Raw genomic sequence first — 12935 nt, 5'->3', positions numbered from 1 at the left:
CCGGCCCGCCCGGGTCAGCTCCAGGGCTCGACGACCGTGACACCAGCCCCCGGCGCCGTGCCCATCGCGGCCAGCGCCGCGGGGGCCGCGTCGAGACCGATGGTCCGCGTCACCAGCAGGTCGGGGCGCAGCACGCCGGAGCGGACCAGCTGGAGCATGCCGGGGTAGGCGTGCGCGGCCATGCCGTGGCTGCCGAGGAGTTCGAGTTCCAGGGCGATGGCCCGGGCGAGCGGTACGGGGGTGGTGCCGTCGGGTGAGGGCAGCAGGCCGACCTGGACGTGCCGGCCCCGGCGGCGCAGGGAGTCGACCGAGCCGGCGCAGGTGGCCGGTGAGCCGAGGGCGTCCAGGGAGAGGTGGGCGCCGCCGCCGGTGAGGTCGCGGACCGCCGCCGCCGGGTCGGGCACCCGCGCCGCGTCCACGCAGTGCGCCGCGCCGAAGCTCCGGGCCAGCTCCAGGGCGCGGGGCGACACGTCGACGGCGACCACCCGCGCTCCGGCGGCCGCCGCGATCATCACCGCCGACAGTCCGACGCCGCCGCAGCCGTGCACCGCGACCCACTCCCCCGTCGCCGCCCGGCCCTGCTGCACGACGGCCCGGAACGCGGTGGCGAAGCGGCAGCCGAGGCCGGCCGCGGTGGCGAAGGACATGTCGTCCGGGACGGCGACCAGGTTGACGTCGGCGTGGTCCAGGGCGACGTACTGGGCGAACGAGCCCCAGTGGTGGAAGCCGGGCTGGGTCTGGCGCTCGCACACCTGCTGCTGACCCGCCGCGCAGGACGGGCAGGTGCCGCAGGCGCAGACGAAGGGCACGGTGACCCGGTCGCCGGGCCGCCAGGCGGTGACCCGGGAGCCCGCCGACTCTACGGTCCCGGCGAGTTCGTGGCCCGGTACGTGCGGCAGCCGGACGTCCGGGTCGTGCCCCATCCAGCCGTGCCAGTCGCTGCGGCACAGCCCGGTCGCCGCCACCCGCACCACGACCCCGTGCTCCGTCGGCCGCGGGTCCGGCACCTCCCGCACCTCGGCGGGCTCCCCGTACTGCTCGAACACGACGGCTCTCATGCGTCTGCCTCTCCTCGGCGATCACCGGTGATCACCCCAGGATGAGGTGTGCGGCGGGCGGATCGAAGCGGCGGCGGGGACGGCGGCGCCCGGCGGGGCTCGGCCGGCAGGGCGACCGGCGCCGGCGGACACTCCTCGTCCGGACTGCGTCACCGGGCGCATATGCCTAAAGTGCGGAGGAAAAGCCCAGCAGGAGCACGAGGGGACCGCCGTGACGCACTCTCCGCCGCCCGGCACCCCGCGTGCCCGCATCCCCCGCCCCCAGCAGCCGCCGCCCCTGTACCCCCGCATCCGCCCCGGCCTCTGGCGGCGCTGCCTGGGCGGCGGGCTGGCCCTCGGGGCGTCGGCCGCGTGGGCGGCGTACGCGACCGGCAGCACCGCGCCGCTGCCCACGCTGACCCTGCTCGGCTGCTTCCTGGTCCCGGTCGCCTTCGTCCTGTGGGCCTGTGAACGGCACGGCCACGACCTCGGCGTCAGCGCGGTCCTCGGCTGCTTCCTGGCCGGCGGCGCGCTGGGCGCCCTCGCCGCCCCGCTGACCGGGTACCCGCTGCGGCACCCCTCCCTGGCGGCGTACACCGGCGTCGCCCTCGTCGAGGCGGTGGCGCAGCTGGGCGCCCTGGCGTTCGTGGTGCGCCGGCAGCCCGCCGTCGGCGGCGCACGCGCCGGGCTGGTGCTGGGCGCGGCCGTGGGCCTCGGCTTCGCGGCCCTGGAGGGCGCCGGGTACGCCGTGGGCGCGGTCGCCGCCGGGGGCGCCGGCGCACGGGCACTGCTGGCGGCCGAGTTCCCGCGCGGGCTGCTCACCCCGCTGGGCCACGGCCTGTGGGGGGCGGTCGCCGGGGGCGCGCTGCTGGCCTCGCGCCGCGCCGACGGCCGCTTCCGGCTCGCCGCGCCGGCCGTCGGCGCGCTCCTGGGCGCCGCCTCGCTGCACGCCCTCGGGGACTGCGCGCAGGCGTTCGCCCTCTGGCTGACGGCGCGAGCGGCGGGTACCGGAGGGAACGGGGAGCCGGTCGCGCGGGCGGCGGTGGCCCTGCCGACCGAGCAGCAGGAGCAGCTGTGCACGGTGTTCTCGGTGGGCGGCACGGCCCTGGTCTGCCTGGTCGCGCTGGCCTGGACGCGTTCGCTGGCGCGCCGCGATCCCTGTTGGAGAAATACCCCCTAGGGGTATAGTGTGACGAGGGTGAGGCTCCCTCGCGAGCCCCATCGGCCCCACCCGCCTCTCGACGAGGAGTAACGACATGACCGCCCAGACCGACACTTCGGGCTCCGTCACCGCCGTCTACCAGGTGACCGGCATGAGCTGCGGACACTGCGAGGGCTCCGTCTCCGGGGAGATCTCCGCCATCCCGGGCGTCAGCTCGGTGAAGGCCGTCGCCTCGACCGGCGAGGTCACCGTCGTCTCCGCGTCCCCCCTCGACGACGAGGCCGTCCGCGCCGCCGTCGACGAGGCCGGCTTCGAGCTGGCCGGCAAGGCCTGACCCACCGCGGCCCGGCCGGTGCGCCGGCCCGCCCGTCCGTTGTCCGACCGGGCCGTACCGACCAGCTCATACTGGTTCCGTACGGTCCGGTCCGTCGTCTGGAGTCCGGACATGACCAGTACCACCGCAGCGGCACCCACCGGCGCGCCGATAGCGGAGACCTCCGAGGTCGACCTGCTCATCGGCGGCATGACCTGCGCGTCCTGCGCCGCCCGCGTCGAGAAGAAGCTCAACCGCATGGACGGCGTCAGCGCCACGGTGAACTTCGCGACGCAGAAGGCCAGGGTCAGCTACGCCGACGGGGTCGAGGTGGCCGACCTCATCGCCACCGTGGAGCGCACCGGCTACACGGCCGAGGAGCCCGCGCCCCCCGAGCCGCAGCCGGACGAGCGGGCCGCCGGGAGCGGCGACGACCCGGAACTCGCCGCGCTGCGCACCCGCTTCACCGTCTCCGCCGCCCTGGCCCTGCCCGTCGTGCTGCTCGCCATGGTCCCCGCGCTCCAGTTCGACAACTGGCAGTGGCTGTCGCTCACCCTCGCCGCGCCGGCCGTCGTCTGGGGCGGGGCGCCGTTCCACCGGGCCGCCTGGACCAACGCCCGGCACGGCGCGGCCACCATGGACACCCTGGTCTCGGTGGGCACGCTGGCCGCGTTCGGCTGGTCGCTGTGGGCGCTGTTCCTCGGCGACGCGGGGATGCCCGGCATGCGCGACGAGTTCCGCCTCACCGTCTCCCGCACGGACGGTGCCTCCACCGTGTACCTGGAGGTGGCCGCCGGGGTCGTCGCCCTGATCCTGCTCGGCCGGTTCCTGGAGGCCCGCTCCAAGCGGCGCGCGGGGGCGGCGCTGCGGGCGCTGATGGAGCTGGGGGCGAAGGACGTCACCGTGCTGCGGGCCGGGCGCGAGGTGCGGATCGCGGTGTCCGCGCTGGCCGCCGGGGACCGGTTCGTCGTGCGGCCCGGGGAGAAGATCGCCACCGACGGCACGGTCGTCGAGGGCGTCTCCGCCGTGGACGCGTCCATGCTGACCGGCGAGTCGGTGCCGGTGGACGTGGGCCCCGGCTCCCCCGTCGCCGGGGCGACCGTCAACGCCGGCGGCCGGCTGGTCGTCGAGGCGACCCGGGTCGGTGCGGACACCCAGCTGGCGCGGATGGCGCAGCTGGTGGAGGACGCGCAGAACGGCAAGGCCGAGGTGCAGCGGCTCGCCGACCGGATCTCGGCCGTGTTCGTGCCGGTGGTCATCCTGATCGCGCTCTCCACGTTCGCCGCGTGGCTGGGCGTCACCGGCGACGCCGCGGCCGCCTTCACGGCCGCGGTGGCCGTGCTGATCATCGCCTGCCCGTGCGCGCTGGGCCTGGCCACGCCGACGGCGCTGCTGGTCGGCACCGGCCGGGGCGCCCAGCTCGGCATCCTCATCAAGGGCCCCGAGGTGCTGGAGTCCACCCGGCGCGTCGACACGGTCGTCCTAGACAAGACCGGCACCGTCACCACCGGCCGCATGACCCTCCAGGAGGTGTACGCCGCCGCCGGCACCGACGAGCGGGAGCTGCTGCGGCTCGCGGGCGCCCTGGAGCGCGCCTCGGAACACCCCGTCGCCCGGGCGATCGCCGCGGGCGCCGAGGAGCGCGCCGGGGAACTGCCGGGCACCGAGCACTTCGAGAACGTGCCGGGCCGGGGCGTGCGCGGGCGGGTGGCGGGCCGCGAGGTGGCCGTCGGGCGGCTGTTCGACGAGGTGCCGCCGGAGCTGGCCGAGGTCCGCGCCCGGGCCGAACGGGAGGGCCGTACGGCCGTGCTGGCGGGCTGGGACGGCCGGGCGCGCGGGGTTCTCGCCGTCGCCGACGCCGTCAAGGAGACCAGCGCCGAGGCGGTGCGCGAGCTGCGGGCGCTGGGGCTCACCCCGGTGCTGCTCACCGGCGACAACCGGACGGTCGCCGAGGCGGTCGCGCGGGCCGTCGGCATCGCCCCGGACGACGTGATCGCCGAGGTGCTGCCCGAGGGCAAGGCGGACGTCGTACGGCGGTTGCAGGGCGAGGGCCGTACCGTCGCCATGGTCGGCGACGGCGTCAACGACGCGGCCGCGCTGGCCACCGCCGACCTCGGGCTCGCCATGGGCACCGGCACGGACGCGGCGATAGAGGCGAGCGACCTGACGCTGGTGCGCGGCGACCTGCGGGTGGCCGCGGACGCCATCCGGCTCTCCCGGCGGACGCTCGGCACCATCAAGTCCAACCTGGCCTGGGCCTTCGGCTACAACGTGGCCGCGCTGCCACTGGCCGCCGCGGGGCTGCTGAACCCGATGATCGCGGGCGCGGCGATGGCCTTCTCCTCGGTGTTCGTGGTGACCAACAGCCTGCGGCTGCGCACCTTCCGCTGAGGCCGGGAGGCGGCCCGGGGGCGGCGCCGCCGAAGTTACCGGCGGTAGCAGTCGGCCGAAACCGGTACCCCCCTTCAGTCCGGCGCGCACCTCACATAAGCTCTTCACAAGGCTCGCGCATCATCCTTACGCCCGGGGTCCCGATCGCCGTATCGGGCCTCTTGCGCAGGTAAAGGACATATGCAAGAGACGCAGATCACAGTGACGCGAACGTAACCATCGAAGGGCTTCGAAGGTCTAAGTTGGCGGTGTCAGAAAAGCGTCTTGGGGGGCGCTGACTGGCATCTGGGGATGTCTTGGGGGACTTCCTCAGAGATGCGTTGCCGGGGCACGTACTTCGGGAAGCTTTGAGCGGCCCTCCCGACCGGTACGGGTCCCGGCAGATCGCACCGCGTCACTGGAGCACGAGGAGCACGAAAGTGCGCGGGGCACGGCGAGTTCGGCTCGCCGTGCCCGACACAGCGATTCAGGCGCTGTCCTCACCAGACGCCCGGCCGGATCCCGTGGGGGGAATCCGCACCGGGACATGGGAAGGCGCCCTGGACGTCGGCCCGTGGGGGGACCGGCGTCAGGGCGCCTTCCGCTTTTCCCGGTCTCCCGGGTGTGCTCAGCGCTCCTCGACGGGGATGAAGTCCCGCTCCACCACGCCCGTGTAGATCTGGCGCGGACGGCCGATGCGGGAGCCCGGCTCCTTGATCATCTCGTGCCACTGGGCGATCCAGCCCGGCAGCCGGCCGAGGGCGAACAGAACCGTGAACATCTCGGTCGGGAAGCCCATGGCCCGGTAGATCAGGCCGGTGTAGAAGTCGACGTTCGGGTAGAGGCTGCGCGAGACGAAGTAGTCGTCGGAGAGCGCGTGCTCCTCCAGCTTCAGCGCGATGTCCAGCAGCTCGTCGGACTTGCCGAGCGCGGACAGCACGTCGTGCGCGGCCGCCTTGATGATCTTGGCGCGCGGGTCGAAGTTCTTGTAGACCCGGTGGCCGAAGCCCATCAGCCGGACGCCGTCCTCCTTGTTCTTCACCTTGCGGATGAAGGAATCGACGTCGCCGCCGGCGTCCCGGATGCCCTCGAGCATCTCCAGGACGGACTGGTTGGCGCCGCCGTGCAGCGGGCCCCACAGGGCGTTGATGCCGGCCGAGATGGACGCGAACATGTTCGCCTGCGAGGAGCCGACCAGGCGGACCGTCGACGTCGAACAGTTCTGCTCGTGGTCCGCGTGCAGGATCAGCAGCTTGTCCAGGGCGGAGACCACGACCGGGTCCAGCTCGTACTCGTCCGCCGGCACCGAGAACGTCATGCGCAGGAAGTTCTCGACGTAGCCGAGGTCGTTGCGCGGGTAGACGAACGGGTGACCGATCGACTTCTTGTACGCGTACGCCGCGATCGTCGGGAGCTTGGCGAGCAGGCGGATGGTGGAGAGGTCGCGCTGCTTGGCGTCGAACGGGTTGTGGCTGTCCTGGTAGAAGGTGGACAGCGCCGAGACGACCGAGGACAGCATGGCCATCGGGTGGGCGTCGCGCGGGAAGCCCCGGTAGAAGTTCTTGACGTCCTCGTGCAGCAGGGTGTGCCGCGTGATCTCGTTCTTGAACGCCGAGAGCTCGTCGACGGTCGGCAGCTCACCGTTGATCAGCAGGTACGCCACCTCGAGGAAGGTGGAACGCTCGGCCAGCTGCTCGATCGGGTATCCCCGGTACCGCAGGATGCCCGCCTCGCCGTCGAGGTAGGTGATCGCGGATTTGTACGCGGCCGTGTTGCCGTAACCGCTGTCCAGAGTCACCAGACCGGTCTGGGCGCGCAGCTTCCCGATGTCGAAGCCCTTGTCGCCGACGGTGCTGCCGACCACCGGGTAGGTGTACTCGCCGTCGCCGTACCGCAGTACTACAGAGTTGTCGCTCACGTCTTCCCTCACCGACGTAGTGCCTCATCTTCGAGGTGCCCTGACTGTCTCTACCATCCCCCATTTGGCTCAGGAGAGTGCACTCGGGGTCGACCATTGGGCCTATTGGCGGCACTCAGTGCCGCCAACCTGCTCATCCTGCCCCCTCCGGCGGGCAACGGGAAGTGCTCTGTGACCTTCACGACTCATTTGATCGATCATTTTTTGTGATGCCCGTCCGGACCGGCCAGGAGGAGGCCTCCGGACGGTGCCGCCAGCCGGGCGTCGAGGGCCGTGCAGCGCCGTCCGGCCGACACCGTGCGCACGGCCTGGCCGATGGCCCGGCGCGAACCGACGAGGACCACCAGCCGCTTGGCCCGGGTGACGGCCGTGTAGAGCAGGTTGCGCTGGAGCATCATCCACGCCCCGGTGGTCACCGGGATCACCACGGCCGGGTACTCGCTGCCCTGCGAGCGGTGGATGGTCACCGCGTAGGCGTGGGCCAGTTCGTCCAGCTCGTCGAAGTCGTAGGGCACCTCCTCGTCCTCGTCGGTCAGCACCGTCAGACGCTGGTCGACCGGATCGAGCGAGGTGACGACGCCGACGGTGCCGTTGAAGACACCGTTGGTGCCTTTGTCGTAATTGTTGCGGATCTGTGTCACCTTGTCGCCGACCCGGAAGACCCGCCCGCCGAACCGCTTCTCGGGCAGGTCCGGGCGACCCGGGGTGATGGCCTGCTGGAGCAGTCCGTTGAGGGTGCCGGCGCCGGCCGGGCCGCGGTGCATGGGCGCGAGGACCTGCACGTCCCGGCGCGGGTCGAGACCGAACCTGGCCGGAATGCGCCGGGCGGCCACGTCCACGGTGAGCCGGCCGGCCTCCTCGGTGTCGTCCTCGACGAACAGGAAGAAGTCCTGCATGCCGTCGGTGAGCGGATGCTGCCCGGCGTTGATCCGGTGCGCGTTGGTCACCACGCCCGACTGCTGGGCCTGGCGGAAGACCCGGGTGAGCCGGACGGCCGGCACCGGGCTGCCGTCGGCCAGCAGGTCCCGCAGCACCTCGCCGGCGCCCACGCTGGGCAGCTGGTCGACGTCCCCCACGAACAACAGGTGCGCCCCCGGGGGCACCGCCTTGACCAGCTTGTTGGCGAGCAGCAGGTCCAGCATCGAGGCCTCGTCCACCACGACCAGGTCGGCCTCCAGCGGGCGGTCCCGGTCGTAGGCCGCGTCGCCCCCGGGCTTCAGCTCCAGCAGCCGGTGCACGGTGGAGGCCTCGGCGCCGGTCAGCTCGGCCAGCCGCTTGGCGGCGCGGCCGGTGGGCGCGGCCAGCAGCACCCGGGCCTTGCGGGCGCGGGCCAGCTCCACGACGGAACGGACGGTGAAGGACTTGCCGCAGCCGGGGCCGCCGGTGAGCACGGCGACCTTCTCGGTGAGCGCCAGCTTCACCGCCGCCTCCTGCTCGGGCGCCAGCTCGGCCCCCGTGCGGCTCCTGAGCCAGGACAGCGCCTTGTCCCAGGCCACGTCCCGGAAGGCGGGCATCCGGTCCTCCCGGGTGCGCAGCAGGCGCAGCAGCTGGGCGGAGAGGGCGAGTTCGGCGCGGTGGAAGGGGACCAGGTACACGGCCGTGACCGGTTCCGAGCCGCCGTCGGGCGCGGGGACCTTCTCCCGTACGACGCCCGGCTCCTCGCCCTCCGCGGCGGGTGCGGCCAGCTCGGCGAGGCACTCGATGACCAGCCCGGTGTCGACCTGGAGCAGCTTCACCGCGTCCGCGATCAGCCGCTCCTCGGGCAGGTAGCAGTTGCCCTGGTCGGCGGACTGGGACAGGGCGTACTGCAGGCCCGCCTTGACCCGCTCGGGGCTGTCGTGCGGGATGCCGACGGAAGCGGCGATCCGGTCGGCGGTGAGGAAGCCGATGCCCCAGACGTCGGAGGCCAGCCGGTAGGGCTGGTCCTTGACCACGGAGATGGAGGCGTCGCCGTACTTCTTGTAGATGCGCACGGCGATGGAGGTGGAGACCTCCACCGTCTGGAGGAAGAGCATGACCTCCTTGATCGCCTTCTGTTCCTCCCAGGCGTCGGCGATCCTCCTGGTGCGCTTCGGGCCCAGGCCGGGGACCTCGACGAGGCGCTTGGGCTCCTCCTCGATGATGCGCAGGGTGTCGGTCCCGAAGTGCTGGGTGATGCGGTCGGCGAAGACCGGCCCGATGCCCTTGACCAGGCCCGAGCCGAGGTAGCGGCGGATGCCCTGGACGGTGGCGGGCAGGACCGTGGTGTAGTTCTCCACCGTGAACTGCTTGCCGTACTGGGGGTGCGAGCCCCAGCGGCCCTCCATCCGCAGCGACTCCCCCACCTGGGCGCCGAGCAGCGCGCCGACGACCGTCAGCAGGTCGCCGCCGCCGCGTCCGGTGTCGACCCGGGCGACGGTGTAGCCGTTCTCCTCGTTGGCGTACGTGATCCGCTCCAGCACGCCTTCCAGCACGGCCGTCCGCCGCTCCCCGCTCCCCGTCTGATCGGACATGATCCGACCGTACCGCCCGGCACCGACAGCGGCCCGGGTCCGGGCGGCGGCCGTGCGGCGGCGGGAGAGAGAGCGACCGTGCGCGGGCGGGCCGGGGGCCCGGGAACGCTTCGAGGGCGTGCCCCGGTCCGTCGACCCGGGCACACCCCCTCGGCTCTCCCCTCCGTACCAGGACCCCCTCATCCCCCCCGGGTCCCCACCCAGAAGTCCTGATGCCCCCTACGACCCGCGCGGCGGCGGAAGGGTTGCACGGGTCCGGGAAGATTCTTCCCGGCGGCCCTCACCCGGGCGGGCGACGTGGTCCAGGAAGCGCGTCACCGTCTGCGCCAGCACCTCCCGGCCGTCCCGGGCCCACAGCGCCTCGTTGAACAGCTCGACCTCGATCGGGCCGGTGTACCCGGCGGCCTCCACGTACCCCGTCCAGGCCCGCATGTCGACGCAGCCGTCGCCGATCTGGCCGCGGCCGTTGAGGACGCCCTCGGGCAGTGGTGTCGTCCAGTCAGCGAGCTGGAAGGCGTGGATGCGGCCCCCCGCGCCCGCGCGGGCGACCTGCCCGGGGGCGGTGTCGTCCCACCACAGGTGGTAGGTGTCCACCGTGACGCCGACCTGGTGGGCGGGGAAGCGCTCGGCGAGGTCCAGGGCCTGGGTGAGGGTGGAGACCACGCAGCGGTCGGCGGCGTACATGGGGTGCAGGGGCTCGATGGCGAGGCGGACGCCCCGGGACTCGGCGTAGGGGCCCAGCTCGGCGAGCGCGTCCGCGATCCGCTCCCGGGCGCCGGGCAGGTCCGTGGAGCCGGCCGGCAGGCCGCCGGAGACCAGGACGAGGGTGCCGGTGCCCAGGGTGGCCGCCTCGTCCACCGCCCGCCGGTTGTCGGCCAGCGCCCGGGCCCGCTCCCCGGGGTCGGTGGCGGTGAGGAAGCCGCCCCGGCACAGCGTGGTCACCGTCAGGCCCGCGGCGCGCATCAGCTCGGCGGTCCGTTCGAGACCGTGGGCCCGGACCGGTTCCCGCCACAGTCCGACCTGGCCGACGCCTGCCGCGCGGCAGGCGTCGGCCAGCTCCGGCAGGGACAGCTGCCTGACCGTCATCTGGTTGACGGAGAAGCGGTCGAGGCCGGCGCTCACTGCTCCACCCCGTACACCGCCAGCAGGTTCCGCATCCGCTCCTCCGCGAGTTCCGGGTCCGGGAACAGGCCCAGCCGGTCTGCCAGTTCGTAGGCGCGGGCCAGGTGCGGCAGGGAGCGGGCGGACTGGAGGCCGCCGACCATGGCGAAGTGGCTCTGGTGGCCGGCCAGCCAGGCCAGGAACACCACGCCGGTCTTGTAGAACCGGGTCGGGGCCTCGAACAGGTGCCGGGACAGTTCCACGGTCGGGTCGAGCAGGGCGCGGAAGCCCGCCGTGTCACCGGTGTCCAGCACGCGGACCGCCTCGGCGGCCAGCGGGCCGAGCGGGTCGAAGACGCCCAGCAGGGCGTGGCTGAAGCCCCGCTCGTCGCCCGCGATCAGCTCGGGGTAGTGGAAGTCGTCGCCGGTGTAGCAGCGGACCCCGTCGGGCAGGCGGCGGCGCAGCTCGACCTCGCGGCCGGCGTCCAGCAGGGAGATCTTCACGCCGTCGACCTTGTCCGGGTGGGCGGCGACCACCTCCAGGAACACCTCCGTCGCCGCGTCCAGGTCGGTCGAGCCCCAGTAGCCGGTGAGCGCGGGGTCGAACATCGGGCCCAGCCAGTGCAGGATCACCGGCTCGGCGGACTGGCGCAGCAGGTGGCCGTAGACCTCCAGGTAGTCCTCGGCGGAGCCGGCCGCGGCGGCCAGCGCGCGCGAGGCCATCAGGACGGCCTGGGCGCCCGCCTCCTCGACCACGGCGAGCTGTTCCTCGTAGGCGGCGCGGACCTCGGCGAGCGTCCCGCCGGCGATCTGGTCGGTGCCGGCCCCGCAGGCGACACGGCCGCCCGCGCTCCGTGCCTCCGCGGCCGAGCGGCGGATCAGCTCGGCCGCGCCCGCCCAGTCCAGGCCCATCCCGCGCTGGGCGGTGTCCATGGCCTCGGCGACGCCCAGGCCGTGCGACCACAGGTGGCGGCGGAAGGCGAGGGTGGCGTCCCAGTCGACGGCGGCGGGCGAGTCCGGGCAGACGTCGGCGAACGGGTCGGCGACGACGTGCGCCGCCGAGAAGACCGTTCGGGAGGTGAGCGCCGTGCCCGGGGCGGCGGCGAGGGGCTCGGCGCGCGGTTCGTAGCGGTGCAGCAGGCCGTCCGGGCCGGGGAGTCGGAGGGTCACAGCGAGATCTCCGGGACGTCGAGGCGGCGGCCCTCGGCCGAGGACCTCAGGCCCAGCTCGGCGAGTTGCACGCCGCGGGCGCCGGCCAGCAGGTCCCAGTGGTAGGGGGCGTCGGCGTAGACGTGCCGCAGGAACAGTTCCCACTGGGCCTTGAAGCCGTTGTCGAAGTCCTGGTTGTCCGGGACGGCCTGCCACTGGTCGCGGAAGACCTCGGTGGCGGGGACGTCCGGGTTCCAGACCGGCTTGGGGGTGGCCGAGCGGTGCTGGACCCGGCAGTCGCGCAGGCCGGCGACGGCCGAGCCCTCCGTGCCGTCCACCTGGAACTCGACCAGTTCGTCGCGGTTGACGCGGACCGCCCAAGAGGAGTTGATCTGCGCGACGGCGCCGCCCGCCAGCTCGAAGATGCCGTACGCGGCGTCGTCGGCGGTGGCGTCGTAGGGCTTGCCGTCCTCGTCCCAGCGCTGCGGGACGTGCGTGGTGGCCAGGGCCTGCACGGAGGTGACGCGGCCGAACAGCTCGTGCAGGACGTACTCCCAGTGCGGGAACATGTCGACGACGATGCCGCCGCCGTCCTCGGCGCGGTAGTTCCAGGAGGGGCGCTGGGCGGGCTGCCAGTCGCCCTCGAAGACCCAGTAGCCGAACTCGCCGCGCACGGACAGGACGCGGCCGAAGAAGCCGCCGTCGACGAGCCGCTTCAGCTTCAGCAGGCCCGGCAGGAAGATCTTGTCCTGGACGACGCCGTGCCGGATGCCCTTGGCCTGGGCGAGGCGGGCCAGTTCCAGGGCGCCGTCGAGGCCGGTCGCGGTGGGCTTCTCGGTGTAGACGTGCTTGCCGGCGGCGATCGCCTTCCTGATCGACTCCTCGCGCGCGGAGGTGACCTGGGCGTCGAAGTAGATGTCGGTCTCCGGGTCGGCGAGGACCGCGTCGAGGTCGGTGGAGACGTGCTCCAGGCCGTGCCGCGCGGCGATCTCCCGCAGCGCGTGCTCGCGCCGCCCGAGCAGCACCGGCTCCGGCCACAGCACGGTGCCGTCGCCGAGGTCGAGGCCGCCCTGGTCGCGGATGGCCAGCAGGGAGCGGACCAGGTGCTGGCGGTAACCCATGCGCCCGGTCACGCCGTTCATGGCGATACGCACCGTCTTGCGTGTCACGTCGGTCCCTTCGTCAGACCACAGGGGAGTCACAGAAAAGCGTCAGAGGCGCTACGGCCGCACCGCACAGCAAGCGCTTTCTATCCAGAGAAGCTAGCCTCTGACCAGCGGTCGGGACAAGGCCCCGGGCGGGGCGGGGCGCGGGTGGAGCCGTTCGAAGGGGCGAACAAACGGGGCGGTTGGCCTTAAGGTCTGCTCACACCGCGCGGCACCGTGGCTGTGAGC

General features: G+C 73.3%; 9 protein-coding genes. 3 read left to right on the top strand and 6 right to left on the bottom strand.

Annotation, left to right across the window (positions count from 1 at the left end):
• Nucleotides 1-14: 14 nt before the first annotated feature.
• Nucleotides 15-1058, bottom strand: a complete 1044-nt coding sequence (locus tag ACZ6CZ_RS00940; RefSeq protein ID WP_469012658.1) for a zinc-dependent alcohol dehydrogenase family protein — start codon at nt 1056-1058, stop codon at nt 15-17.
• 211 nt (nt 1059-1269) lie between these two features.
• On the opposite strand from ACZ6CZ_RS00940, the gene ACZ6CZ_RS00935 reads away from it, so the two are divergent.
• From ACZ6CZ_RS00935 to ACZ6CZ_RS00925, 3 genes are all read left to right on the top strand, one after another.
• Entirely contained in the window at nt 1270-2217 is a 948-nt protein-coding gene (locus ACZ6CZ_RS00935; protein WP_469012657.1) for a PrsW family glutamic-type intramembrane protease, read from the top strand.
• Between the two features lie 76 nt (nt 2218-2293).
• Nucleotides 2294-2533 (top strand): heavy-metal-associated domain-containing protein, encoded by a 240-nt coding sequence (locus ACZ6CZ_RS00930; protein WP_469012653.1) that lies wholly within the window; start codon nt 2294-2296, stop codon nt 2531-2533.
• 111 nt (nt 2534-2644) lie between these two features.
• A complete protein-coding gene (locus tag ACZ6CZ_RS00925; RefSeq protein ID WP_469012647.1) occupies nt 2645-4903 on the top strand; it encodes a heavy metal translocating P-type ATPase in 2259 nt (752 codons plus the stop codon).
• Between the two features lie 607 nt (nt 4904-5510).
• Here ACZ6CZ_RS00925 and ACZ6CZ_RS00920 read toward each other — a convergent pair.
• The 5 genes from ACZ6CZ_RS00920 to ACZ6CZ_RS00900 all read right to left on the bottom strand — a co-directional run bounded on the left by ACZ6CZ_RS00920 (nt 5511) and on the right by ACZ6CZ_RS00900 (nt 12710).
• Nucleotides 5511-6800, bottom strand: a complete 1290-nt coding sequence (locus ACZ6CZ_RS00920; RefSeq protein ID WP_469012644.1) for a citrate synthase — start codon at nt 6798-6800, stop codon at nt 5511-5513.
• 197 nt (nt 6801-6997) lie between these two features.
• Entirely contained in the window at nt 6998-9292 is a 2295-nt protein-coding gene (gene recD2, locus ACZ6CZ_RS00915) for an SF1B family DNA helicase RecD2 (protein WP_469012639.1), read from the bottom strand.
• A 219-nt stretch (nt 9293-9511) separates the two neighbouring features.
• A complete protein-coding gene (locus ACZ6CZ_RS00910) occupies nt 9512-10378 on the bottom strand; it encodes a sugar phosphate isomerase/epimerase family protein (RefSeq protein WP_469014346.1) in 867 nt (288 codons plus the stop codon).
• Between the two features lie 32 nt (nt 10379-10410).
• Entirely contained in the window at nt 10411-11562 is a 1152-nt protein-coding gene (locus ACZ6CZ_RS00905) for a dihydrodipicolinate synthase family protein (RefSeq protein WP_469012636.1), read from the bottom strand.
• Nucleotides 11559-12710: a Gfo/Idh/MocA family protein gene (locus ACZ6CZ_RS00900; RefSeq protein ID WP_469012633.1), complete on the bottom strand. Its 1152-nt coding sequence runs from the start codon at nt 12708-12710 to the stop codon at nt 11559-11561. The genes ACZ6CZ_RS00905 and ACZ6CZ_RS00900 overlap by 4 nt, the downstream gene beginning before the upstream one ends.
• Nucleotides 12711-12935: the final 225 nt, after the last annotated feature.

It is taken from the genome of Streptomyces sp. NPDC041135 (assembly GCF_055592085.1).
This window is presented reverse-complemented; position numbering and strand designations above follow the sequence as displayed.